This is a genomic window from Geomonas diazotrophica, from assembly GCF_018919385.1.
Taxonomy (GTDB): Bacteria; Desulfobacterota; Desulfuromonadia; order Geobacterales; family Geobacteraceae; genus Geomonas; species Geomonas diazotrophica.
On sequence record NZ_JAHLMF010000005.1, the window covers coordinates 72,865 to 97,167 of the forward strand.

Below are 24,303 nucleotides of genomic sequence, written 5' to 3' on the forward strand. Positions count from 1 at the left end.
AAGCTAAACTACTGTTTTAGGTAACTTTTTTGAAAAAATACCTCTTGACCAACAGGAGCGGTTCTATATATTGTCAGAATCATACTTCCTCCTAGGAGAAAACAAAACATGAAATGCCCGCACTGTGACAACAAAGTAGGAATCGAGATCGACATGCATTCCGATGGTTATGCGAAAGACCTTCTCGAATGCAACTCCTGCGGTACCGTCTGGCTCGAGAAAGCGTCCCAGATCATCACCGTAAGCAAGCAGGCCGCCTAAACGGGAACGGGGGCGCCGCAGGCGCCCCCCCTCTCAACCACTCGAGTCCCCCCCGCTAAACGAGAGCAATCTCGGGCACCTCTCCCTCTTCGCTACCGATCAAGCCGCTGAAAAAGTCATCGTAGACCGGAGCCAGTCGCTCCCAGTCGTAGCGCGCCACGTGTCCGTCCAAACGCGCCCCGTGTTGCGCCCCGTGTTGCGCCCCGTGTTGCGCCCCCTGCAGCAAGCCCCTGAGCCGATCCAGCAACGACTCCCCGTCCCGGTACAGCACCGCGCTGGTCAAGCCGCCAGGCACGTGCTCGGGGTAGGCCAGCCGGTCCGGCAACAGCGCCCGGCATCCGCAATAGAGCGCCTGCACCACGCTGGCGCCGAAAAACTCCTGCCGCGAGGTCACCGGGAGGATGTCGGCGCGCCAAAGCCACTCGGCATACTCGGCGAAGCTCTTCTGGTAGCCCCACCCCACCACGCGCGCGCCAAGCCTCTCCCGCGCCTGTTTGAATACAGGCGGGACTCTCCCGAAGGACTCGCCCAGAACCGCCACCCGGAACTCCACCCCCTCGTCGGCAAGCCGGTACAGCGCCTCGAAGAAGGGCTCCGGCGCCTTGTCATATTCCCAGCGGTGGTTCCAAAGCAGCAGCGGCACCCCGGTCTCGGCACGCTCCTGCGGCCGAAAGGGCTCGAATTTGCGCAGGTCCAGCCCCAGAGGCAGCACGCGGCTCTTGGCCGCGATCCGCTCCACGGTCGAGAGCTCGACGGCATCGGGAAACCGCTTCAAAAAGGCGGGGAGCTCCCCCAAAAAGGAGTCCATGTGGTAACGCGAGTTGAACAACACCGCGTCGGCGCACAGGGCGCTCACGTAGTTGATGAAGGCGTAGTGCAGGTCGCGCTGCTCCCCGGGGTCAGGGTCGCCGGGAGACCAGGGATAGGTGAGCTGGTTTTCGTGGAAGTAGATTGCGCTGCGGCAGCGGTCGCTGAGCGGCCTGGTCAGCGCCAGGAAGGTGGTCAGGTCGAGCATGTCCGTGGCCAGGATGAGATCGGGCCTCTTCCCTGCCGCCAGGAAGCGGCCGGCAAGGGCGACCGCGCCGCCATGCATGCGCCATTTCCAGTTGCGGCCAGCCAGGGTGAAGAGCTCGACGTCGTGGCTGGAATGGGCGGCGTACTCGGTGGCCCAGGCGGCGTGCGACCCGGTGCAGTAGGGCTCGACGAGGGCGATGTGCATCTGGCGCTCCTATTGGGCCGGGGCGGCCCGGCGATGGTCAGAACATGAAGCGCCGCATGCTGATGTTGAGCAGGATGCCGACCCCAACCATGGAGGTGACCATCGAGGTCCCCCCGTAGGAGAAGAAAGGAAGCGGCACCCCCACCACCGGCATCAGGCCGATCACCATCCCCATGTTGATGACGATGTGCCAGAAGAGCATGGCGGTGACCCCTACGGCCAGCAGCGAACCGAAACGGTCGTTGCATCTCTTGGCGATCCCCAGCCCCCAAAGGATCAGGAACAGGTAGAGGGTGAGCATGAGCAGGCAGCCGAGAAAGCCCCACTCCTCCGCGAAAACGGAGAAGGCGAAATCGGTGTGCTGCTCCGGCAGAAAGCGGAGCTGGGACTGGGTCCCCTGCATGAACCCCTTGCCGAAGGTGGCGCCGGAGCCGACCGCGATCTTGCTCTGGATGATGTGGTAGCCGCTCCCCAGTGGGTCGAGATCGGGGTTCAGGAAGTTGTAGATGCGCTTTTTCTGGTAGTCGTGGAGCAGGAACTGCCAGGCGATCACCACGGTGGGAACCGCTGCGGCGAAGATGGTCCCGAGGGCAGAAAAGCGCACCCCGACGAATAGGAGCATGGTGCCGGCGATGAGGGACACCAGGATCGCGGTACCCAGGTCAGGCTGCTTCATGATCAGCACGGCCGGGATCCCCAAAAGCAAAAGCGGCTGCACCAGTTCCCTGAGGGTGAGCCCCTTGAAGACCGGGTAGCGGCTGAAGAACCGGGCGAAGGTCATGATGATGACGATCTTCATCGGCTCGGAGGGCTGCATGTTGAAGAACCCGAGGCTGATCCAGCGGGTGGCACCCATGGTGGTCTTGCCGGCCACCAGGACCAGCACCAGCAGAACCAGCACGCCGCCGTAAAGCCAGTAGGCGAAGTCCTCGAGCATGTGGTAGTCGAGGCTGCAGACGGTGAGGCACAGCCCCAGTCCCGCCACGATCCAGTAGAGCTGCTTCAGGTAGTAGGGTGTGCCGATGTCCCGGTACGAGGACGAGGCGCTGTATATGTTGATCACCCCGAAGGCGGTGATGAGCAGCACCACCCCTAGCAGGGTCCAGTCGAAGTTGGTGAATAGCCGTCTGTCGAACATCTCTTCCTCGTTTATCGGGTGCCCGCGGCGTTCACTGCGGCCGCGGCGGGTGGAGGTTACTGCTGCGCTGCGCCGGTGGTGTCGGGCTCGGCCACCCCTTCGCCCCCTTCTTCTTCCTTGGGGACCGACTTGGGGACCGGTTTCTTGATGACACCCTTCCCTTCGAAGTAGGCACGCAGGATTTTGCCGGACACCGGCCCCGCTGCCGAGCCGCCGTGCTCGCCGTGTTCGACGATGACGGCAACCGCGATCTCCGGCTTTTCAAAAGGGGCGAAGGCGACGAACAGTGCGTGGTCGCGGAAGCGGTAGGGGATATTCCCCTTGCTGTCGCGCAGCTTGACCACCTGCGACGAGCCGGTCTTCCCGGCCACCTTGACCTCCCACAGCCGCGAAGCGCCGCCGGTGCCGTGGGCCTCGTTGATGACGGCCAAAAGCCCTTCCTTGACGAAGCGGTAGGTCGCGGGCTTAAGGCCAGTCTTCCCCAGCACCTGCGGCGCGAAGTCCTGCAGCACCTTGCCGTCGGAATCGACCACGCGCTTGACCAGATGCGGCCGTAAAATGGTCCCCTCGTTGGCCACGGTGGAGATCATGGAGGCAAGCTGTACCGGGGTGGTGAGCACGTACCCCTGGCCGATGCCGACCGGGAGGGTTTCGCCGGAGTACCACTTCTTGCCGAAGCGCTTGAGCTTCCACTCCTGGGTCGGGATCACCCCGGCCTTCTCGTTCTCCAGGCCGATGCCAAGCGGCGCGCCGAGGCCGAAGCGCTTGGCGTACTTGGCGATCCGATCGACCCCGAGCCGCTCGGCCAGCTTGTAGTAGTAGACGTCGCAGGATTCCCGGAGCGACTTCTTCAGGTCCACGCTGCCATGCCCCTTGTGGTCCCAGCAGCGAAAGGTGGCGTTGCCGAACTTGTAAGAGCCGGTGCACTGGATGGTGGTGTGCTCGTCGATGAGCCCCTCCTCCAGACCGGCTATGGCGGTGATGATCTTGAAAGTGGAGCCGGGTGGGTACATACCCTTGAGCGCCTTGTTCTCCAGCGGGTGGCGCTCGTCCTCCAGGTACTTCTTCCAGACCTCGGGGGGCATGCGACCGGTAAAATGGGCCGGGTCGAAGTCGGGGCTGGAGACGAAGGCGAGGATCTCGCCGGTGTTGACGTCCATGGCGACGGCGGCGCCGGCCTGGTCGCCCAGGGCCTGTTCCGCGGCCTTCTGCAGGTCGAGGTCGATGGTCAGCATGACCGTGTTGCCGACGCTGGAGCCGGTCTCCGCCACGGTGCGCAGGAAGCGGCCCCGGGCATCGACCTCGATCTGGCGCCCGCCGTCGGTCCCGTGCAGGTAGGATTCCCAGGCCCTCTCGATGCCGCTCTTGCCGATGTAGTCGCCGGCGTTGTACTCGCGGTAGCGCTCGCTGTTCAACTCATCCTCGGAAACCTCTCCAAGGTACCCCAGAAGGTGCGAGGCGAGCGAGCCGTTGGTGTAGGCCCTGATCGGCTTCATCTCGATGTTGACCCCGGAGAGGGCGAGGCGGTTCTCCTCCAGGAATTCCATCTGGTCGCGCGTGATGCCCGAGGCCACCACCAGCGGGTAGTACTTCGCCCTCCCCTGCCCCTTGTTCCACTTGGTCTCGATCTCGGTGCGGTCGAGGTTCAGGTAGTGGGCCAGGTTGTCGATCAGCTGTTCCTTGTTCTTGACGTCCTGAGGGATGACCGCCACCGAGAAGGAGGGGGTGTTGGAGACCAGCACCTTGCCGTTGCGGTCCAGGATGGCCCCGCGGGGGGCCGCCACCGGGACGAAGCGGAGCCGGTTGTTCTCGGACTGGTCGATCAGGTCCTCGGCGCTGATCACCTGCAGGTACCAAAGCCTGGACAGGAGCAGGAAGAACATGGCGCAGGCGCCCAGGGAGAGGCCGATGATGCGGCGGCCGCCCCCGTCGTCGTCGGGGAGGATGTTGTTGAGCTTCTTCATCGCGCCTCCTCGACCGGGAGCCTCACCCCGGAAAAGAGGGAGGCGACCAGTGCGTTGACCAGCGCCTGCGGCAGGAGCGCGGGGAGAAGCGAGGCGTACAGGCCGTTGCCGACCGAGAAGACCAGAAGGAGCAAAAGGTTCAAGAGGGCACTCATGATGGTGGCGATAAAGACGACCAGTACGAACAGGGCGCGGTTGTCGGTGTAGAGCCGGTCGGCGAGCTCTGACAAAAGGGTGTAGATGCAGAGATAGGAAAAGGCGTGCAGCCCCAGGTATATCCCGCTGAAACTGTCCTGAAGCAGCCCCAGGGCGAAGACGGTGACGCCGGCGAAGCGGTGCGGCAGCTTGAGTCCCAGGTACACCACGAGGATGATGATCAGGTTGGGCTGGAAGGGGTCCAGCAGGTACCTTGGGAGGAGCGTCATCTGGAGCAGCAGGGCGGCAAGGAGTATGGCCGCTATTTTTAGATAGGCAATCACTGGGTTGACCCGTGTTGGAGAACTCTACTCATCGCGCTGCTTGACCAGTACCAGCGCCTCTTCCAGCTTCCCGATGTTGACCATCGGGCGGACCTCGATGGTCTGGAACACGCCGTACTCCCCCTTTTTCACCATGGTGACCTCCCCGATGGGGAGCCCCTTCGGAAAGACGCCCCCGATGCCGGAGCTGATCACGGTGTCGCCGACCTTGACGTCCTCGTCCTTCACGGTGAATTCGAGGGAGCAGCGTCCTCCCCCGGCGCCGCGCACCACGCCGCGGGCGCGGGAGCGCTGCACGATGGCGGCGATGGCGCTGGCATGGTCGGTCAGCAAGAGCACCCGGGACGAGTGCGGTGCGACCTTCACCAGGCGCCCGACCACCCCTCCGGTTGCCACCACCGGCATCCCCTCCTGGAGCCCGTCGGCGCTGCCGCGGTCCACCACCAGGGTCTTAAACCAGGCGGAGCTGTCCTCACCGATCACCGAGACGGCCAGGGAGGGGACGGCGACACTCTCCTTCAAGTCGAGGAGCTGTTTGAACCGCATGTTGGCGGCAACCGCCTCGTTGTCGGCGATGATCCGCGCGTTCAGGCGCTTCACGCTGTTTCTCAGCTCGATGTTCTCGCGCCGCACGTCGATCAGGTCGATGTAGTTGTTCCAGATGTCGCTGAAGAATCCGCTTGCGCTGGCCGCGGACCCCGCCACCGGGGCGGTGATGCTCATCACGGTGCGCTCCAGGGGGTTGGCGTGCTCCCTGTTCCTGAGGTTCAAGGCGTAGGTCAGAAAGGCCGCCAGCAGTATCACTGCGGTCATCAGGAAGCGCCGGTAGCGGATCAGAAGGTTTTTCATCGGCCTCAAAAATGGTTTAGGGGGCACGGTGCCCCCTATCGAAAAATGACGATATCAAAATATAGTCCGAGGCGGCAAGGAGCCGCATCAGTCAAGCTGGTAGGGAGAATCGACCAACTCCTCGTGGCGTATCTCGTCGACCGGTTCGCTCTTCCCCTGCCCGGCGAAGAGGCGGTTGGGCGCGTTGAAGACGATACCGTTCTCGGTGCCGATGTTGCGGTAGGCATGCACCACGCCGGGGGGGACCACCACCATGGCGGGTGCGTCTACCCCCGCGTACAACACCTGCTTCACCCCAAAGCTGGGCGAACCGGGACGGGTGTCCCAGAGATAGACCTTGAAATTGGAGGGTCCCAGGAAACAGAAGTAATCGGTCTGCTCGACATGCTCGTGCGGCCCGCGGGCCACGCCCGGCTGGGTCATGGAGATGTAGGACATGACCGGCATGATCTCCGGCTCAAGTTCGTCGGAGCGGAACAACTCCGTCAGCCATCCCCTCTCGTCAAGGAACTTCTTAAGGGGCTTGCAGGTTACGTCGTGAATGCGTCCCTTGTTGAATTGCTGCACCGTGCTCATCTAGTCCGTACCTCCGCCGCAAAGTTCGGTCTCGTTGTAAACCCGCTGCAGATAGTCGCGGTACGACGATTTAGGCGTTTCATCAATGACCTTGGCCATGGCCTTGCAGTCGAGGAATCCCATGCGTAGGGCGATCTCCTCGAGACAGGCGATTTTCAGCCCCTGCCTCGCCTCCAGCGTCCCTATGAAGTGGGAGGCCTCCAGAAGGCTCTGGTGCGTGCCGGTGTCGAGCCAGGCGATGCCGCGTCCCAGGCGCTCGACGGTCAGTTCGCCGTGCCCCAGGTACTCCTTGTTGATGTCGGTGATCTCCAGCTCCCCTCGCGGCGACGGCTTGAGCGCCTTGGCGATCTCGACCACGCGCGAGTCGTAGAGGTAGAGGCCGGGAATAGCGTAATTCGACTTGGGCGCCGAGGGTTTCTCAACGAGGTCGAGCACCCGCCCCTCCTTGTCGAACTCGACCACGCCGTAGCGCTCGGGATCCTGCACGTAGTAGCCGAAGATCTTGGCGCCACCGGCAAACTGGGCGACCAGGCGGTCCAGCTCCATCTTGCCGTAAAAGATGTTGTCGCCAAGGATCAGGCAGACCGGGTCCCCGTTGATGAACCGCTCGCCGATGATAAAGGCCTGGGCGATCCCCTTGGGCTCGGGCTGCACCGCGTAGCTCAGGCGGATGCCCCAGCGCGAGCCGTCTCCCAGGAGGGCCTCGAAACGGGGCGTGTCCTGCGGGGTCGAGATGATCAGTATGTCCGAGATCCCCGCCATCATCAGGGTCGCCAGCGGGTAATAGATCATCGGCTTGTCGTACACCGGCTGCAGCTGCTTGCTGGCCACCATGGTCAGCGGGTAGAGCCTGCTCCCGGCGCCGCCGGCCAGCAGTATCCCCTTCTTTATCCCTTGCGACATTGCCACCCTTTCCAAAGCAGAAAATCACATTAACAAAGGGATTTTTCTACCACACCGGCGCCCCTTGCGTCAAACAGATTATCCCCGGCACGGGGCGCCCGGCCTGCCCCGACGCGGCTGCCGGAGCTACAGCAAGCGCTCCTTCATCCCCTCGTCGATGAAACTCTCCTCGATCGCCTCCCGGACCCAGGGCTCTTTGCAGCGGGCGAGCACCACCGCCGCCCCTTCGGCAACGGCGGGTATCTGGCTCCAGAGCGCGTTTCTCAGCGAGCGCAGCCGGCGGGGATCGGGGTTCTTCGTACCGACAAGCTCGCGGCAGGAGCTGCACAAAAGCGCGAGGTTCTCCTCACCGGGCTCACGGTCCGGCTGGTACTCCCAGAGGCGGAGTTCCTGGTCCCCTTCGCACCATTCGCAGCGAAAGCCCGCCCTCTTGCTGACGGTCTTGCCGAAGAGCTGTACTGCTGCCTGATGTTCGCGGTTTTGCTGCGCCCCTTTTGCCATGTGTCTCCTCCCCTCCCTTCCCGGTTGCCCCCGGGCGGCCCAGCACCTGAGTGTAGCAGAATGGCTAACCAGATCAATAGTTTTCTCCGCCGCCGCCTTCCCGCCGCAACCAATTCTAACTGGACAGCGGCCGCACCTTGCGGTTAAAGTTTGCGCCTGACCAATCCGCCGCGTCGCTCCATCGCACCCGAAAGGAACCTCACCGCATGAAACTGCCGCAGCCGCTCTACCAGGGGACCCTGATCCGCCGCTACCAACGCTTTCTGGCCGACGTCGAGCTCGACGACGGCACCGTGGTCACCGCGCACACCCCCAACACCGGGAGCATGATGGGGTGCGCCCTCCCCGGCAACCGCGTCCTGCTCTCCGTGAGCGGCAACCCAGGCAGGAAGTACCCCCACAGCTGGGAGCTGGTGCAGGCCGACGGCGTCTGGGTGGGGATCAACACCATGCTCCCCAACCTACTGGCAAGGGAGGCGATCCTGGACGGGACCGTCGCCGAGCTTTCCGGCTACGAAAAGATCAAGCTGGAGGTCCCCTACGGCACCGGGAGCCGGATCGACCTCCTGCTCTCCGGGGAGCGCGGCCTTTGCTACGTGGAAACCAAGAACGTCACCCTGGTGCAGGAGCGCTGCGCCCTCTTTCCGGACGCGGTGAGCACGCGGGGGCAGAAGCACCTGCGGGAACTCATGGAGATGGTGCGCCAGGGGCATCGCGCCGTGAACCTCTTCGTGGTACAGCGTGGCGACGGCGACGCCCTCTCGCCGGCCGACGCCATCGATCCGGCGTACGGGGCCCTGCTGCGGGAGGCGGCTAAGGCGGGAGTGGAACTGCTTGCCTACCAGGCGAGGGTGACCGAGAGCGAGGTGCGCCTGAGCCACTCGGTGCCGGTACTCTTGTAGGTCATTGACATCCTTGGGAAGGACGCTAAAGTTATAGGCGTTGTCCCGGGGGCCAATGAGAACTCCTAAACTCACCATCTTCGCCAAGCAGACCGGCGTCGAAATAGCACCCAGCGAGAAGAGGCAAAACGGCAAACCCGAGGAGGGGCGCGTCGCCTTCAGGTTCTTCCGGCTCGCCTCCGGCCAGCCCCACATCCGTTTCGTGGCCGAACCGTGCGAGGCCTTCGAGGTTTCCAGGAAGATCACGCAACTGCAGGCGTCGGGAGGCAAGGCGACCTTCACCCACCGCTTCGAATCGGCGGAGGGGGAGAGCGTGACCAAGCTGAACGTGGAGAGCTACCAGCGTAACGGCAAGCAGGGGTACGCCTTCTCCATCCAGCGCGGCGAAGAGAGCATCAACGTCCCGGCGCCGGAGGGGGAATTCCTCTTTGCCGCCGAGTTTCTGAGACAGCTCTCCGTGGCGCAGTCCTGGGTGGCCTGGACGGAGCCGGAAGCGCCCAAGCGCGATTAGTGAGGTACCGAATGGGTGGGGGAAGGACCGCCGGCAGAGCTAAGCGCGACATCGAAGCAACCGAAAAGACCCGGAAAACGGCGAAAGCGGGACAGCGTGATCAATAAACCGAGCAAGACCCTCTATCTCAGCATCGAAAGCAGGCTTTGCGACGTGGCCCTGGTGGGGCACGCGGTGCGTGGCGTCTGCGCCTGCTCCCCTTTGAAACTCGAAGCCTACGGCGAAATGGAAGTCTGCGTGGTGGAGGCTCTCAACAACGCCATCACCCACGCCTACCGGCGCCAGGAAGGGTACCGGGTCGACACCGCCATCACCCTGCACCACGACCGCATCTCCTTCGAGGTCTCCGACGAAGGGAAGGCCATCGAGGAGTTCGCCCCCCGAAGCCTCGAGTTCGACCCCGAGGTGATCGGCTCCATCCCGGAGAACGGCATGGGGCTCTTCATCATCGAGACCCTGATGGACGAGGTCAGCTACAGCTCCAAGAACGGCCGGAACACCCTCTCCTTCTGCAGGTACTTCACCCAGCCCCAGGCCTAGCCCTGCCCCAGCAAAAACTCGAAGTCCTCCCGCCCGATCGCCACGGGTCCCTCGTTTTCCGCGTCCTCCAGGAGCGCACGGTACAGCTTGAGCTTGCGCTTTTTCAGCTCCATCATCTTCTCCTCGATCGAGTGCCGCATCAAGAGCCTGGTGATGGTGACCTGCCGTTTCTGACCGATACGGTGGGCGCGGTCCGATGCCTGGCTCTCCACCGCCGGGTTCCACCAGGGATCCAGATGGAAGACGTAGGAGGCGCGGGTGAGGTTGAGCCCCCTCCCCCCCGCCTTCAGGCTCAGCAGGAACACGCCCGGTTCCGTCGAGTTCTGGAAATTCTGCACCAGCTCCTTTCGGCGGGCCACCGGGGTGGTGCCGTCCAGGCGTGAGGAGACGATGCCGCGCTGGGTAAGCCCCTGCTGCACGATGTCCAGGAAGGAGGTGAACTGCGAGAACACCAGCACGCTGTGCCCTTCCGCGAAAAGTTCCAGCAGCTGGTCGACCAGGAAATCCACCTTCGGAGAACGGTCGGCGGCGTCGGGGAGGACGAGCCGGGAGCAGAGGCAGATCTGGCGCAGCTTGAGGATGGCGGTAAGCGCTATGATGCGCGCCTGCCCGGCGGAGTTGGAGCTAAAGGCCCGCGCCACCGTCTCCCGCACCTCGGTCACGGTACGCGCGTAGAGGGCCTTCTGCCTCGGGCTCATCTCCAGGTAGATGTCGGTTTCCACCTTCGGGGGTAGCTCGGCGGCGATCATGTCCTTGGAGCGCCGCAGGATGAAGGGGTGGGTGCGCCGGATCAGCGTCTCCAGGAACTCCGCCCCCTCGCGCCCCATCTGCCTGCGGAACTGCTCGTAGGCCCCCAAAAGGCCCGGCAGCGCAAGGTCCATCACCGAGAAGTATTCGCCCAGGTGGTTCTCCACCGGGGTGCCGGTCAGGGTAACCTTGAACCTCCCCTTCAACCTGCGCACCGCGCCGGTGGTCTCCGCGTGGATGTTTTTCACCGCCTGCGCCTCGTCGAAGACGATGACGTGGAAGGGGATCTCGCTCAACACGTCGATGTCGCGCTGGATGACGCCGTAGCTGGTGAGCACCAGGTCGAACCCGGAGAACTCGGCGCGGCGCCCCTGGCCGCGGTAGACGCCTACCTTGAGCGCCGGGTAGAAGCGTGCCAGTTCGCTCTCCCAGTTGAAGATCAGTGTCGGGGGGACCACCACCAGGTGCGGCACATCGGGGGGGAGCTGTGAGTCGATGCCCCCCTCTTTCAGACCGGCGAGAAGCGCGATGGCCTGGATGGTCTTGCCGAGCCCCATGTCGTCGGCCAGGCAGGCGCCGAAACGGTGCTCGTACAAAAAGGCGAGCCAGCTGTACCCGTCGAGCTGGTAGTTGCGCAGGGTGGCCTGCAGCTCCGTTGGGGGCGAGCGCCGGGGGATGCTCTCGAAGCGGGTCAGGCTTTCGAAAATGCGCTCGTCCTCGGGGGAAAGGAGCACCCGGACCCCGTTTCTTCTCAGCGTGATCCAGTCGAGGATCTGCAGGCGCGGCACCCGCACCACCTCCCGCTTGGCGTGGGGTGCGAAAAGCGCCAGGGTGCTGCAGGTCGTCGGGTCCAGCACGAACAGCGAGTTCCCCCTGCGGAAGACGCCCCCCCCCTGCAGCGCGTCCAGCAGTTCCGCCTCGTTGACCAGCTCACCGTCGGCCCGGATCTCCGGGCGTAGCTCGAACCAGTCGATACTGGAACGGGTGGCGTCGAGGGTGAAGGTCCAGGAGGCGGTTTGCAGGTCCTCTCCGGCAAGGGCGAGGGCATAGCCTTCTGCGGCGAGGGCCCCCTTCAGTTCTGAGAGCTGGCGCATCAGGACCTTGCGCTCCACGGAGAAACGCCCCGCTCCTTCTGCCTGCCAGAAGATGTCGAAACCGAAATGCTCGGCCAGAAGCTCGAGTAACCGCCCCTGACGTCCCACTGCTACGGTCACGGCCAGCCATTCCCCTTGTTCGGAGAGCTGCAGCATGGTGGACGGCTGCTGCGCCTGCTGGCAGAAATCGCCTATGATGGCGCGCGCATCCGACCTTACACCGCGCTTGAAGAATTCGGCCCCTTCAAGCACCTGGCGCACCAGCCGGTCGCGCTCGCCAAGGTTCGCGGCGCGAAGGGCGGCGAAACAGGCCTTGATGATGGCGGCGACCCGCTTCTTCGCCTTGAGCGGCTGGGGGAACACGGCACGCCCGGCGACGTTGAAGAAGCGGAAGGCCGTGGGAGAGAGGGAGAAGCTGAGGCCGTCGGCGACACCTTCCGCTACCAGCGAGGACATTTCGGCAAGTTCGAGGATGTTCAGCCGATAGCGCGGCTGCAGCGGCAACGGCGCTGCCGGAACGCCCCCCCGGGAGAGGACCACCCGCCGGGTGAGCTCTTCCTCACTGCCGCCGCCGAGGTCGAATTGGGCCTCGTTGAAGCTGGCTGCGGGAAAGCAGAGGGTATCCTCCTCCTGCGCCGCCCCGGCCTGCTGCGTCTGCGCCAGCCGCCGCCCCAACTCCGCGAAGAGCCGGGTGGCCGTATCGTCGACCTTCTGGATGAGGCCGCGCCCCAGGTCGAAATAGTACCCCTGGTGGATGAACGACTCCTCGCCGTCGAAGGAAACACCATCCTCAAGGGAGAGTCTCGCGTGGATATCCCCGTCGACCAGGTCGAGGTGCAGCATGACGGTGCGCTGCAGCGACGGGTCGAAACAGAGCGGCAGGGGGCCTTGCGGGGCCAGGTAGAAAATCGGGAATCTCCCCCGGAACCGGGACAGAAACTCCTCCACCGCACGGCCGCGCAGAGCCGAGGAGTTAAGAAGCCGCAGGAATTCGCGAATGGACGCCGGCAGAGCCGCATCGAACAGGGCCACCGGAACCTGGTCCAGCATGAGGCGCATGCGCAGCGCACCCTGGTCCCGGTCCAGCACCAGTGCGTAGCCACTCTCGGTTATCGGCGCCGCCTCCTCCCCTGCGACACCCTGAGCCGGCGCGGCTGCCAGGGCGGTGCGGATCCCCTGCAGGTAGTCGTTAGGCAGTTGCAGCATGGGGAAGGAAGCGGGGGCCAGGGCCTTCTTGAGGGTGGCCAGGGCGGCAACCAGGTGGGGGCAGCGGCCGTGGGGGCTCCAGGTGCCGCAGTCGCAGGCGCTGGAGAAATCACCCTGGAGCAGGGAAAGAGTGACGCGGCAGGACACCTCGGCGTCGCGGAGCTCGACCTCGAGGACGCTGCCGTCCTTGTGCCAGCTCACCCCGCGGACCGGCTTCCTCTTGCACAGCTCGAAGCCGTTGAAGAGGTGCACCTTGTCCGCAAGTGCGTATATGCCCGCGGCAGGCATCTGGAAAAGGTGCCGCAGCAGGGGGATGCCCATGATGTCGATCAAGTCGTCTTCTCCCAGCAGGGTCAGCGAATAACGGATCGTTTAAGTTAGCAGAAAGAGATGTCGAATACAACAGCACCCTGCGCAGGAATCGACAAGACCCGGCCCGGCGGTCGAACGGCTTGAAGGGGGGCGCTATCTTTTCAGTTCCTTCGTAAGGAAGAGGTACCTGGCGATAAACCGGGCATGAACGGGGGGGGATGAGGATTGGACGGTGGACGGGATTGCCGGCAACGGCTGCGGTTTTGAAGGAAACTCTCGGACAAAAAAAATGGGGGGCGGTTTGAATCCGCCCCCCCAAAAAGGAGACCCAGGAGTGTGTTCCGGGGTGTTAATTAACACTATCGGCCACACATCCCGGGACTTTAATTATTTTTTTCACCTGCCGGATCCCAGGGCGAAGTTGTCGATGATCCACCGGGCGATGCTCCGTTTTTGGGGGAGCGCCGGAGGCATCCGTTCCTTCGTGAACCACCGGGCATCCTCGAGCTCGTCCTCCTCGACGACGATCTCGCCGGAGTCGTAATTGGCCACGAAGCCGGCCATGAGCTGGCTCGGGAAGGGCCAGTTCTGGCTCCCCACGTAGCGGACATCCTTCACCTTCAGCCCGGTCTCCTCGAGCACCTCGCGTGCCACGCACTCCTCCAGCGACTCGCCGAAGTCGACGAAACCGGCCACCAGGCTGTAGCGCCCCGCCGCCCACTCCGGTTTGCGAGCCAGCAGGAATTCGTCCCCCCGCCTGACCAGCACGATGACGCAGGGATGGATGTGCGGGTAATGCTCGTGGCCGCAGCCGCCGCAGCGCTTCCCCCAGGTGGGGGCGATGCGGGCCATCTCGCCGCTGCCGCAGCGCGAGCAGTGACGGCTCAGCTTCTCCCAGTGGAGGATCTGGCGGGCGACGCCGTACAGGGTTGCGATCTGGTCGGGGAGCTCGGTCCAAGGCACGCCCTGCAGCCCCTGTGGGACGTCATCGCTCTTGGAGAGGCTGAAAAGCCGCACCGGTTGGTCGTCCCACTCGCCAAACTGCAGCGCCTGCCCGTTGTCTTCAAGCGGCGCGGGAAGCTCGCCGCGGTAGAGCTCGCCCTCTTGCAGAAGAAGGGTGTCTCCCTGCAGCAAAACCCAGTATCCGGGGCCGCCGGCGCTCGCGGCGTCCGGCTTGAGTTGGGTGAACCTGGTCCTGATAATCTCGCCGTTGAAGGGGAGGTTGACGGTCTCGGGGTATGACATACTTCGACTCCTGTAGCATGGCTGGTTGCTGCGCTGGCGTGCATCATACAGGAACCGGAAGAGGAAGCAATCCCCCTTTTCTTTCAAAGCATTTAACTTGATTGGCTTCGCGCGCTATGTTACTTTTTTCGTTCGCAAATACCCAGGCCGCAGCGCGGCCGAAGCAGGAGTTCAAGTGAACCAGAAGAGAAGATTACCGGCAGAGTGGGAACTGCAGGACGGCGTGCTGATGGCATGGCCGCACGAGCAAAGCGACTGGTTTCCCTACCTGGACCAGGTCCGCCCCGTTTTTGCCGCGATCGCGAGCGCCATCAGCCAGTTCGAAAAGGTCGTCGTCGCCGCCGACGAGCCCGACCGGGTCCGAGAGGAGCTGCAGGGAGCCGGAGCAGACCTGGAGCAGGTGCGCATCCTCCCCGTCGAGACCAACGACACCTGGGCCAGGGACTTCGGCCCGATCACGGTGCTGGAGGACGGCGCCCCGAGGCTGCTCAACTTCGGCTTCAACGGATGGGGCCTCAAGTTCCCGTCCGATCTCGACAACCGCATCAACAAGCGGCTGCAGGCGCTGGGCGTCTGGAATGCGCCGCTTGACACCGTCGGGCTGATCCTCGAAGGCGGCAGCATCGAGAGCGACGGCAAGGGGACCATCCTCACCACCGAGGAATGCCTCATGAACGACAACCGCAACCCGCACCTGACCCGCGAGGAGCTCGAAGAGGAGCTGCACGGCCTGTTCGGCAGCGACCGGTTCCTGTGGCTTTCCAACGGGTACCTGGCCGGCGACGACACCGACTCCCACGTCGACACCCTGGCCCGCATCTGCCCGGACGACGCCATCGCCTACGTGCGCTGCGACGATCCGGAAGACGAGCACTACCCGGCACTCAAGGCCATGGAGGAGGAGATCCTCGCCTTCCGCACCCGCGGCGGCCGCCCGTACCGCGCCGTCCCCCTCCCCTGGCCCGCCGCGGTGTACGACGAAGAGGGGGAGAGGCTTCCGGCCACCTACGCCAACTTCCTGGTGATCAACGGCGCCGTGCTGGTGCCTACCTACCAGGACAAGAACGACGCCGCCGCACTGGTTGCCGTCGGCGAGGCGTTTCCTGGTTACGAGGTGATCGGGATCGACTGCCTACCGCTCATCCTGCAGCACGGCTCCCTGCATTGCGTGACCATGCAGCTTCCCAAGGGGACGCTCAGGTAGCCGGCGGGCGGGTCTGGGCGAATGATTATTCGCCCTTGTACGAAACCGGGGCATCCCCTCTCCCCTTGGGAGAGGGTGGCCGCAGGCCAGGTGAGGGCGTCGCGCAAAACGACACTCCAGCCTGGTGCAACGCCCTCACCCCGGCCCTCTCCCGGCGGGAGAGGGAGGGACATTTAATGACGGAGAAGAACATGGACAAACTGAAAGTAGCCCTGGTGCAGCAGGCCCTCACGGCGGGGCGCGACGAGATGGTGGCCGCCACCACTGCCAGGATCCGCGAAGCCGCCGGCCAGGGAGCGCAGCTCGTGCTCCTCCAGGAGCTGCACACCGGCAGCTACTTCTGCCAGACCGAGGACATCGCCTGCTTCGACCTCGCCGAGACCATCCCCGGCCCCTCGACCGAGCAGTTCGGCGCTCTGGCCCGCGAACTCGGCGTGGTGATCGTCACCTCCCTCTTCGAGCGCCGCGCTCCCGGGCTGTACCACAACACCGCGGTGGTATTGGAGAAGGACGGCTCAATCGCCGGGAAGTACCGCAAGATGCACATCCCGGACGACCCGGCCTTCTACGAGAAGTTCTACTTCACCCCCGGCGACCTCGGCTTCGAGCCGGTGCAGACCTCAGTCGGCAAGCTGGGCGTGCTGGTCTGCTGGGACCAGTGGTACCCGGAAGCGGCGCGTCTCATGGCGCTTGCCGGCGCCGACCTCCTCATCTACCCGACCGCCATCGGCTGGGACCCGCGCGACGAGGCCGCCGAACAGCAGCGCCAGTTGGACGCCTGGGTCACCGTGCAGCGCGCCCACGCGGTCGCCAACGGCATCCCGGTCGTCAGCGTGAACCGCGTCGGCTTCGAGGCCGACCCGAGCGGCGCTGGCGCCGGCATCAAGTTCTGGGGTTTCAGCTTCGCGGCCGGACCGCAGGGAGAATTCCTGGCCCGCGCCGGCGAGGATGAAGAACTGCTGGTCGTCGATCTCGACCTGCGCCGCAGCGAGGACGTGCGCCGCATCTGGCCGTTTTTGCGCGACCGCCGCATCGACGCCTACGGCGACCTCGTCAAGCGCTACCGGGACTAACGGCGTACCTCTCGACCCCTGCTCTCCCCCCTCGCCCGCCGGGAGAGGGGCGGGGGTGAGGGTGCCGCAGTAGGCAGCATCACGGCTTCGTGGCATCTCCCTCACCCGCCCTTCGGGCACCCTCTCCCAAAGGGAGAGGGGATGCCACATACGAGCCGGGCCAATGCCACATCCGAGCCGGGTCAATCCACGTCCGAGCAAGGCCAATGCCACATCCGAGCAAGGCCGGCGCTCCCAACGTCCAGAGGTCCGAACAGGTGACTCAGCCAAAACAACTTCACCCCAAACCGCATGACCTCTTGGCCCGCTGCACGCCCCAACAGTCCGCGCTCGTCCAGCTCCTCTCCGTCATCCACGCGCCTCTTTCCAAGCACGTACTGCTCAACATCGTCAAGAAGGCCGGACTTGCCGCACCTCCGGGACGGAGCTACACCGGCCTGGTCCTCGCCGAGATGCTGGAGGAGTTGAAGAACCTGGGCCTGGTCCGCCACACCGGCGAGGGAATTTCCTGCTCTCCCGAGGTCGCCCACGCTGCGACCCTGCACGCGATCGAGAGCGGCGCATTCGAGCCGATGGTCCGCGCCGCGGTTGCCGAAATCCCCTTGGTCTCCAACTGGGGGAGCAACTTCTACCGCCTGTCGGCGCATGCCCTGCGCGACGTGCGCATCGGCGTCTACCGCAAGGATGCAAGGGAAGCCCTGGATGCCGCCGAACGCTACCTGCGCCAGTTCCCCTACGAGGCCCAGCGCAGCCACCCCTTCGACGCCATCTGCTTTCACCCCTTCGACGAGCCGTGGTTCCGCTCCCTCCCCGTCGTGCTGCAGGGGGCGGCGCTGCAGGCGCACCTCACCTCCGCGAGAAGCACCCTGACGCCCGCCGAAGCCCCCTTCCGCGCACTTGCAGAACTGGCGGCACGCCCCGACGTCCCCCATTACCTGCTCGACCTTTATTGCCTGGAGCTGTTGTGGCGTGGCCGCACGTCCGATGCCGGGGCGGCCGCAGTCGAGGGGAGCAGTTCCACCCAAATTGCCGTGCTCGCCTGCTGTGCACTGCAGCGCGGCCAGTACGCCCGCTCCGCGGAGCTTTTCCGGTTGGCCCTCTCCGCGTTGCGCAAGGAGACCGGCAAGAGAAAGGCGTACCTCGACGACGGCACGGGCCCGTTCTTCATCCTGGCTCTTCTCGCCACCCAGGAAGCGAAACTCCTGGAGGAGGCCGCGGAACTGTGCCGCTTCATCGCCGCCAAGAGGGAGTGGCCGGACCAGGAGGTGTACCACGTCCTGCAGGGTGTGATCGGCGAGCGGCAAGGTGGGCGCAGCAGCAAGGAGCTCCAGGAGGCGACCCTGCAGCGCGCCCCCCAAAGCCCGCTCCACGCCTTGTTCCGGCTGATGGCGCTCTACTGGTGCGCAAGCGATCAGCATCGCGGCGAGGCCAAGAAGCTTGCCGGCCTTGTGCAGCGGCTGCAGGACGCGGGCCAGCTCTGGCTTGCCCGCGAGATCGAGCAGGCGAGCGAGCCTGCCGCACCGTCGCCACCTTCTGCACCGTCACCCTCCCCTGAGGCCGCAGCGACGCCTCTGTATCGCGCCTTGGCCCCGGTCGAATCCTGGCAAAGCTCCATCTCGGCCCTGCTGCGCCTGAACAGCGAGGAGGCGACGGACCCGGCAGCCCCCCAGTCGCGCCTCATCTGGCACTTCGAGGAGTTGCGCGGCTTCTTCCAGATCACCCCAAGGGAGCAGAAGCAGACGCCCAACGGCAAGTGGAGCGGTGGCCGAAATGTCGCGCTCAAGCGGCTGGTCGAGGAAGCGGAGAGTCTCGATTTCCTCAGCGCCCAGGACCGCCTCATCTGCGCCTGCATCAAGAAGGATCGCGGCGCCGGCTACTATAACCGTGAGAGCTACGTGTTGGACCAGGACCAGGCGGTGCCGCTCATGGTCGGCCACCCGCAGGTCTACCTCGACGCCGCCGCCTCGGTTCGCCTGGAGCTGGTGCACGGAGAACCGGAAATCCAATTGACCGCGGAGGGGGAGACCCTGCAGCTGCAGTTCTTCCCCCCTTTCCAGCAGGATCAGAAGCTGTACCTCCAGAAGGAGACCCCGACGCGGATCAAGGTCTACCAGGCCAGAAGCGAGCACAAGAAGATCGCAGCCATCATCGGCGCCGGCCTGAAGCTTCCCGCCCGGGCCAAGGACCAGGCGCTCGCCGCGATAAACTCGCTCGCTTCGGTCCTCACCGTGCACTCGGACATCGGCGTCGACTCGGCCGGGCAGATCCCGGGGGACGCCACCCCGCACTTCCACCTGCTGCCGTACCAGGGCGGACTGCGGCTGCAGCTCCTGGTGCGCCCCTTCTCGGACGCGGGCCCCTATTTCCGTCCCGGTGCCGGAGGCGAGACGGTCCTCGCCGAGGTCGAGGGGAAGCGGGTTCAGACCAGGCGCGACCTGAAGCAGGAGGAGGAATGCGCCGCCGCGGCCCTGGCCCAGCTCACGGTATTGGGCGAGACAGAGGAGATCGAGGGTGAGTGGCTGATTCCCGCGACGGAGAATGCGCTGGAACTCTTGGTGCAATTGCAGGCGCTTGGCGAATCGGTCCGGGTTTCCTGGCCGCATGGCGCCCGCTTCAAGGTAAAACAGACGGTTACCCCCGGACATTGCAAGCTTTCCGTGAGGCAGGCCAAGGACTACTTCGAGCTCGAAGGGGAGGTGAAGGTAAACGAGGGTCTGGCCCTCGACCTGCGTCAGCTGGTGGAATTGGCCCGCAACGCGCAGGGGCGCTTCGTGGAACTGGGCGACGGCGAATTCCTCGCCCTCTCCTCCCAGCTGCGGCGCTACCTCGACGATCTCACCTCCTGCGCCGATCCCCACGGCGCCGCCTTCCGCTTCCATCCCCTCGCCTCCTCCCTGTTCGAGGATTTCGCCGCTGAAGCGGGCGAATTCCAGGGCGACCGATACTGGCAGGCGCAGATGAAACGGCTGCACGAGGCCGAGGCCTTCAGGCCGCAGCTTCCCGGCACGCTCCAGGCGGAGCTGCGCGGCTACCAGGTCGAGGGCTTCAACTGGCTGAACCGGCTCTCCTACTGGGGCGTAGGCGCCTGCCTCGCCGACGACATGGGGCTCGGCAAAACGGTCCAGGCGCTGGCCCAGATCCTCAGCATGGCGCCGCAGGGCCCGTCCCTCGTGGTGGCGCCCACCTCGGTCTGCCTGAACTGGGAGAGCGAGACCGCCAGATTCGCGCCGACCCTGAACCGCATCGTCTACGGCGGCCCGAAACGATCCGAACTGCTGCAGGGGCTCAAGCCGCTCGACCTCGTCATCTGCAGCTATGGCTTGCTGCAACAGGACGCCGAACTGCTCGAGGCGGTGCAGTGGCAGGCCGTCGTCCTGGACGAGGCGCAGGCCATCAAGAACATGGCGACCAAGAGGAGCCAGGCCGCCATGAAGCTCCAGGGACGATTCAAGATGGTGGCCACCGGCACCCCGATCGAGAACCACCTGGGCGAACTCTGGAACGTGTTCCGCTTCATCAATCCGGGGCTGCTCGGCTCGCTGAAACAGTTCAACGTGAGGTACGCCGCACCCATCGAGAAAAGCGAGGACAAGAAGGCGCGCCAGCGGCTGAAAAGGCTGATCCAGCCCTTCATCCTGCGCCGCACCAAGAACCAGGTGCTCGAGGAACTCCCCCCCAGGACGGAGATCACCATCCCGGTAGAGCTCGGTATGGAAGAAGTCGCGCTGTACGAGGCGATCAGGAAGAGCGCGCTGGACAACCTGGCCGGCGTCGGCAAGGTGGAGGGAAAGGGAGAGCTGCACCTGAAGATCCTGGCGGAGATCATGAGGCTGCGCCGCGCCTGTTGCAACCCGCGCCTGGTGCTGCCGGACAGTGCCATTCCGAGCGCAAAGCTGGCGGCCTTCGCCGAGATCTTGGACGAACTGCGCGAGAACCGTCACAAGGCGCTGGTTTTCAGCCAGTTCGTCGGGCACCTGCAGATCATTCGCGGCTACCTGGATCGCGCCGGCATCCCCTACCAGTACCTGGACGGCAGCACCCCCGCGCCAGAGCGCAAACTGCGGGTGGACGCGTTCCAGTCCGGCGCCGGGGACCTCTTCCTGATCAGCCTCAAAGCCGGCGGCGTCGGGCTCAACCTGACTGCCGCCGACTACGTCATCCACATGGACCCCTGGTGGAACCCCGCGGTGGAGGACCAGGCCTCCGACCGCGCCCACCGCATCGGTCAGCAGCGCCCGGTGACCATCTACCGTCTCGTCGCCAAGGGAACCATCGAAGAGAAGATCGTCGGCCTGCACCAGCAAAAGCGCGGGCTCGCCGACAGCCTGCTCGATGAAAGCGACCTCTCCGGCAAGGCGAGCGTAGAGGAGCTCCTGGCGCTGCTACGGTCAGGATCTTAGCCTTCGTGCAACAATCACCCTCTTTGAGTCACCCGTTATTTTCACATTCAAACTTCTTTCAATACTCTCGTCCCAGAATATAATGAACAATGTTGCTCTGCAGGCGGCAACTGCGACTGCTGCGACTAAAGTTAAATGTCCGCCGGGCCGATAACATTCACTGTGCTACCTGCAGCAGGAAGCTTCAATTCATCAGGCAAAGGCCGTAAACGTGAGCCACTACTTCAACAACTCCCACAACCGAATCAGAACCATCGACCTCACTTTCTCTGCGGCATTGCTGCTGCTGACAGTGATGCTCTTTCTGTCCTACCACATCAGGACGGAACTGGCGGAGACCAACGACCGGACCCAGCATACCTATGATGTAATCATGGCGGTGGACGATCTCAGCAACGGCCTGCTCCAGGCAGAAAGCAGCAGGCGCGCCTACGTACTGACCGGCAACGCCGAGCAGAAGGCCCGTTGCGAACTGTTCGCCCAGAAAACCGAAGAGAATCTCCGCGAGGTCCAACGGCTCACGGTCGACAACGGGGGGCAGCAGCAACGGCTTGCCAAGGTGTCGGAGCTTATCAAAAGAAAGCTGACAATTTTCAAGGTTTCCCTATCCGAATTCGACCGGAGAGGGTACCTGGCCCCCCAGCAGGCACAGCTGACGGAAGAAGGCACCACCCTCATGACCGCCGTCCGCGTACGCATCGATGAGATCAAGGACCATGAAAAACAGTTACTGGGTGAGCGACGCAGCAAAGAGCATACGACCCTGCTGATCCTGACCGTAGTGGTTCTGTCGGGCATCTCCATCTCCATCATCCTGCTGAGCCTCAGCTACTACATAGCGCGCCACGAGTCGCGCAGCCACCTCGTTGCCACAGGGGATCTGCAGGCCGCCAACAGGGACATCTCCGACTTGAGCAACATGACCCAGTTGCTGCAGTCCTGCTCCACCCTCGAGGAAGCACGGGGGATCCTCTCCTGCTACGGGGAAAAGCTCTTCCCTGACGATGCGGGCGCGATCTATCTGATCAACGCATCGAGAACACTGATGACCGATACCGCGACCTGGGGTGCCGCGAACCTGGCTCCCTTCACCCCGGACCAGTGTTGGGCCATGCGGCTAGGACAGGCGCATGCCACTGTCGCCAAATCCGATGTGAAGTGCCTGCACGTCGAGGGGGGCAGCGGAACGCACCTCTGCATCCCTCTTGCCGCACACCATGAAACCCTCGGGACGCTCTACCTCCACGTGCCCTGGGCAACCGAGCCGGACGAACTGGCCAGGGTGAAGATGAGGGCCACCGGGTTCGCGGAACAAGTGGCGCTCGGCATACGGAACCTGCAGTTGCGGGAACAGCTGAGAGAACTCTCGATACGGGATCCGCTGACGGGATTGTTGAACCGGCGCCACATGGAAGAATCGCTTCTGCGGGAAATCAGCCGGGCAACCCGAACCAAGCAGCCGCTCAGTGTCGTCATGCTGGACATCGACCATTTCAAAAAGTTCAACGACACTTTCGGCCACGAGGCGGGTGACCATGTCCTCAAGGAGGTCGGTCAAGTGTTGCTGAAAAACGTCCGCGACAGCGACATCGCCTGCCGTTTCGGGGGAGAGGAGTTCACCCTCATCCTTCCCGATGCCGACTGTGACACGGCCTTTGAGATCGGCAACCGGATCAGGGACGCGGTGAAAGGGCTGAATCTGGTCGTGGGAAGGCAGCACGTCGGGCGGATCTCCATCTCGGCAGGTGTCGCGGTATTCCCCGTGGACGGAGACACTATCAGGCAGCTTCTGTCAGCGGCGGACGGAGCCTTGTACGAGGCCAAGGAAAAGGGACGCGATCGGATCGTAGGAAGCTGTGCCGCCACCCGGCGACACGGCGACGAGCGGGCCGATGGGTAAGTTCGGCAACCGTTTCCGTTGGTCATAAACGAAGCGGAACCCGGCGGCATCTTTTAGCAGTCGGTACGACTGGTACAATCATGCAGTTCTGCATCTCTTGAGCAAAATAAAGGGGGAAGAGACATGCTTGTATTTCGAAAGATCGCGATGGGAACAGCGCTACTGGCGCTCCTTGGTTCGGCACAGCTGACATTAGCGGGGCAAGGCAAGACAGCCGATGCCAAGAGTGTGGAACGGGGCCGCTATCTGGTACAGATAGGCGGTTGCAACGACTGTCACACCAGCGGCTATGCGCTGGGTGCCGGAAAAGTCGCCGAGGAACAGTGGTTGACCGGCGACCAGCTCGGCTGGAAGGGCCCCTGGGGAACCACCTACCCGGCAAACCTCAGGAACTTCGCTGCGCAGATGTCGGAAAAGCAGTGGATCCGCTTCGCCCAGGCCGCGGAGACCCGTCCCCCCATGCCCTGGTACGACCTGCGCGCCATGTCCAAAGAGGATCTCCGCGCCATATACCGCTATCTCAAGGCCTCAGGCCCCCGGGGCGAGAAAGCGCCCGCCTATTTGCCACCCGGCGCAGAGCCCGCCGGGCCTTACGTCCTTTTCCCCCAGCCGCCGAAGTAACGCCGCTCTGACGGGGCGGGAGCGTTGGCTCCCCCCCGTCTCCACCCAAGCCTCATGTCCAAGTTGAGGTTCCTCTGGCAGGGACCGGCATCTGCCACACCTGGCCGATTCTGCAGTAAAACAGTGAGCTCGTATTCTCGTTGACTTTGCCACGGTGCCCGGTGTATTAGAATAAAATTTCTAATAAACCGGATTAGACCTGCAGTTCAACGGAAGGAGCTATGGCGAACCTCGATCTCGGCCCCACCCACCTGCGCAAACACCACTATCGCCTTTCCGCCCGCACAGCGGCCCTCATGGTCGCCTGCTCCCTTCTCTCCGGCTGCATGTGCCTCCTCAAAAACCCGCCCGACAGCGGCGTGAAGTTCTACCAGCAACTCGGCTCGGTCCAATGCACGGGGGGTGGCAAGACCGTGGCCGAGGTTAAGCGGGACATCCTCACTGCCGGCATCACGGTCACCCAGACCAGCTGCGGTGTCGACGGCAGGATGTATCCCGCTGTCTGCGGCGCTCCCGACGGTCGCATCGCCATCTTCGAGATTGCTCCGGATCAGGCCCGGGCGGCCTTGGCCATCGGACTGAAACCGCTCACCGAACTCCCCGACGCAACCGCTACCCCCTGCCCGGAGCGCTAACCCTAAAGAATCAGCGGAGACGA

Annotated in this window: 19 protein-coding genes; 9 read left to right on the forward strand and 10 right to left on the reverse strand. The window is 64.0% G+C overall.

The genetic code is table 11. The annotated features are described in order from the left end of the window. Nucleotides 1-316: 316 nt before the first annotated feature. The 8 genes from KOM00_RS06315 to KOM00_RS06350 all read right to left on the reverse strand — a co-directional run bounded on the left by KOM00_RS06315 (nt 317) and on the right by KOM00_RS06350 (nt 7,890). Nucleotides 317-1,480, reverse strand: a complete 1,164-nt coding sequence (locus KOM00_RS06315) for a tRNA-queuosine alpha-mannosyltransferase domain-containing protein (RefSeq protein ID WP_216498019.1) — start codon at nt 1,478-1,480, stop codon at nt 317-319. Nucleotides 1,481-1,517: 37 nt separating this feature from the next. Continuing rightward, the gene (gene rodA, locus KOM00_RS06320) at nt 1,518-2,618 is read right to left on the reverse strand and encodes a rod shape-determining protein RodA (protein ID WP_216498021.1); all 1,101 of its coding nucleotides are present in this window, start codon (nt 2,616-2,618) and stop codon (nt 1,518-1,520) included. A gap of 56 nt (nt 2,619-2,674) precedes the next feature. Next, complete coding sequence (gene mrdA / locus KOM00_RS06325; protein ID WP_216498023.1) at nt 2,675-4,582, reverse strand: penicillin-binding protein 2; 1,908 nt, start codon at nt 4,580-4,582, stop codon at nt 2,675-2,677. Further along, nucleotides 4,579-5,061 carry a rod shape-determining protein MreD gene (gene mreD, locus KOM00_RS06330; protein WP_216498025.1) on the reverse strand — a complete coding sequence of 161 codons (483 nt, stop codon included), beginning with the start codon at nt 5,059-5,061 and terminating at the stop codon, nt 4,579-4,581. The genes mrdA and mreD overlap by 4 nt, the downstream gene beginning before the upstream one ends. Before the next feature lie 24 nt (nt 5,062-5,085). Then, on the reverse strand, nt 5,086-5,910 hold the full coding sequence (gene mreC / locus KOM00_RS06335; RefSeq protein ID WP_216498027.1) for a rod shape-determining protein MreC: 825 nt from the start codon (nt 5,908-5,910) through the stop codon (nt 5,086-5,088). 87 nt (nt 5,911-5,997) lie between these two features. Continuing rightward, nucleotides 5,998-6,486: a dTDP-4-dehydrorhamnose 3,5-epimerase family protein gene (locus KOM00_RS06340; protein ID WP_216498028.1), complete on the reverse strand. Its 489-nt coding sequence runs from the start codon at nt 6,484-6,486 to the stop codon at nt 5,998-6,000. Continuing rightward, the gene (gene rfbA, locus KOM00_RS06345; RefSeq protein WP_216498030.1) at nt 6,487-7,389 is read right to left on the reverse strand and encodes a glucose-1-phosphate thymidylyltransferase RfbA; all 903 of its coding nucleotides are present in this window, start codon (nt 7,387-7,389) and stop codon (nt 6,487-6,489) included. A gap of 126 nt (nt 7,390-7,515) precedes the next feature. Continuing rightward, nucleotides 7,516-7,890, reverse strand: coding sequence for a hypothetical protein (locus KOM00_RS06350; RefSeq protein WP_216498032.1), 375 nt, complete (start codon nt 7,888-7,890; stop codon nt 7,516-7,518). A gap of 206 nt (nt 7,891-8,096) precedes the next feature. Between KOM00_RS06350 and sfsA the strand changes: the two genes are divergently transcribed. The 3 genes from sfsA to KOM00_RS06365 all read left to right on the forward strand — a co-directional run bounded on the left by sfsA (nt 8,097) and on the right by KOM00_RS06365 (nt 9,843). Continuing rightward, complete coding sequence (gene sfsA / locus KOM00_RS06355) at nt 8,097-8,792, forward strand: DNA/RNA nuclease SfsA (protein WP_216498034.1); 696 nt, start codon at nt 8,097-8,099, stop codon at nt 8,790-8,792. Between the two features lie 55 nt (nt 8,793-8,847). Beyond that, on the forward strand, nt 8,848-9,303 hold the full coding sequence (locus KOM00_RS06360; protein ID WP_216498036.1) for a hypothetical protein: 456 nt from the start codon (nt 8,848-8,850) through the stop codon (nt 9,301-9,303). Nucleotides 9,304-9,399: 96 nt separating this feature from the next. Continuing rightward, nucleotides 9,400-9,843, forward strand: a complete 444-nt coding sequence (locus KOM00_RS06365; RefSeq protein ID WP_216498037.1) for an ATP-binding protein — start codon at nt 9,400-9,402, stop codon at nt 9,841-9,843. Here the strand turns inward: KOM00_RS06365 and KOM00_RS06370 are convergent. Both KOM00_RS06370 and nudC read right to left on the reverse strand, forming a co-directional pair. Next, entirely contained in the window at nt 9,840-13,223 is a 3,384-nt protein-coding gene (locus tag KOM00_RS06370) for a DEAD/DEAH box helicase (RefSeq protein ID WP_236026783.1), read from the reverse strand. The genes KOM00_RS06365 and KOM00_RS06370 overlap by 4 nt on opposite strands. Nucleotides 13,224-13,598: 375 nt before the next feature. Beyond that, nucleotides 13,599-14,447 carry an NAD(+) diphosphatase gene (gene nudC, locus KOM00_RS06375; protein ID WP_216498038.1) on the reverse strand — a complete coding sequence of 283 codons (849 nt, stop codon included), beginning with the start codon at nt 14,445-14,447 and terminating at the stop codon, nt 13,599-13,601. 175 nt (nt 14,448-14,622) lie between these two features. Here nudC and KOM00_RS06380 point away from each other — a divergent pair, with 175 nt between their 5' ends. From KOM00_RS06380 to KOM00_RS06405, 6 genes are all read left to right on the forward strand, one after another. Continuing rightward, nucleotides 14,623-15,651 (forward strand): agmatine deiminase family protein, encoded by a 1,029-nt coding sequence (locus KOM00_RS06380; protein WP_216498039.1) that lies wholly within the window; start codon nt 14,623-14,625, stop codon nt 15,649-15,651. Nucleotides 15,652-15,842: 191 nt separating this feature from the next. Continuing rightward, the gene (locus tag KOM00_RS06385; RefSeq protein ID WP_328758111.1) at nt 15,843-16,724 is read left to right on the forward strand and encodes a carbon-nitrogen hydrolase; all 882 of its coding nucleotides are present in this window, start codon (nt 15,843-15,845) and stop codon (nt 16,722-16,724) included. Nucleotides 16,725-16,930: 206 nt separating this feature from the next. Beyond that, complete coding sequence (locus KOM00_RS06390; RefSeq protein ID WP_216498040.1) at nt 16,931-21,124, forward strand: DEAD/DEAH box helicase; 4,194 nt, start codon at nt 16,931-16,933, stop codon at nt 21,122-21,124. A 211-nt stretch (nt 21,125-21,335) separates the two neighbouring features. Beyond that, complete coding sequence (locus KOM00_RS06395) at nt 21,336-23,024, forward strand: diguanylate cyclase (protein WP_216498042.1); 1,689 nt, start codon at nt 21,336-21,338, stop codon at nt 23,022-23,024. Nucleotides 23,025-23,147: 123 nt separating this feature from the next. Continuing rightward, nucleotides 23,148-23,645 (forward strand): hypothetical protein, encoded by a 498-nt coding sequence (locus tag KOM00_RS06400; RefSeq protein WP_216498043.1) that lies wholly within the window; start codon nt 23,148-23,150, stop codon nt 23,643-23,645. Between the two features lie 221 nt (nt 23,646-23,866). Then, nucleotides 23,867-24,280, forward strand: a complete 414-nt coding sequence (locus tag KOM00_RS06405; protein ID WP_216498044.1) for a hypothetical protein — start codon at nt 23,867-23,869, stop codon at nt 24,278-24,280. The last annotated feature ends 23 nt before the right edge of the window (nt 24,281-24,303 follow it).

What these genes read in the sequence shown, in the direction of transcription:
- KOM00_RS06315 (WP_216498019.1), bottom strand. Translation starts at nt 1,480, where the DNA reads ATGCACATCGCCCTCGTCGAGCCCTACTGCACCGGGTCGCACGCCGCC.
- KOM00_RS06385 (WP_328758111.1), top strand. Translation starts at nt 15,843, where the DNA reads ATGGACAAACTGAAAGTAGCCCTGGTGCAGCAGGCCCTCACGGCGGGG.
- KOM00_RS06405 (WP_216498044.1), top strand. Translation starts at nt 23,867, where the DNA reads ATGGCGAACCTCGATCTCGGCCCCACCCACCTGCGCAAACACCACTAT.
- rodA (WP_216498021.1), bottom strand. Translation starts at nt 2,618, where the DNA reads ATGTTCGACAGACGGCTATTCACCAACTTCGACTGGACCCTGCTAGGG.
- nudC (WP_216498038.1), bottom strand. Translation starts at nt 14,447, where the DNA reads ATGTCATACCCCGAGACCGTCAACCTCCCCTTCAACGGCGAGATTATC.
- mrdA (WP_216498023.1), bottom strand. Translation starts at nt 4,582, where the DNA reads ATGAAGAAGCTCAACAACATCCTCCCCGACGACGACGGGGGCGGCCGC.
- KOM00_RS06390 (WP_216498040.1), top strand. Translation starts at nt 16,931, where the DNA reads ATGCCACATCCGAGCAAGGCCGGCGCTCCCAACGTCCAGAGGTCCGAA.
- rfbA (WP_216498030.1), bottom strand. Translation starts at nt 7,389, where the DNA reads ATGTCGCAAGGGATAAAGAAGGGGATACTGCTGGCCGGCGGCGCCGGG.
- sfsA (WP_216498034.1), top strand. Translation starts at nt 8,097, where the DNA reads ATGAAACTGCCGCAGCCGCTCTACCAGGGGACCCTGATCCGCCGCTAC.
- KOM00_RS06350 (WP_216498032.1), bottom strand. Translation starts at nt 7,890, where the DNA reads ATGGCAAAAGGGGCGCAGCAAAACCGCGAACATCAGGCAGCAGTACAG.
- KOM00_RS06360 (WP_216498036.1), top strand. Translation starts at nt 8,848, where the DNA reads ATGAGAACTCCTAAACTCACCATCTTCGCCAAGCAGACCGGCGTCGAA.
- KOM00_RS06340 (WP_216498028.1), bottom strand. Translation starts at nt 6,486, where the DNA reads ATGAGCACGGTGCAGCAATTCAACAAGGGACGCATTCACGACGTAACC.
- mreC (WP_216498027.1), bottom strand. Translation starts at nt 5,910, where the DNA reads ATGAAAAACCTTCTGATCCGCTACCGGCGCTTCCTGATGACCGCAGTG.
- KOM00_RS06400 (WP_216498043.1), top strand. Translation starts at nt 23,148, where the DNA reads ATGCTTGTATTTCGAAAGATCGCGATGGGAACAGCGCTACTGGCGCTC.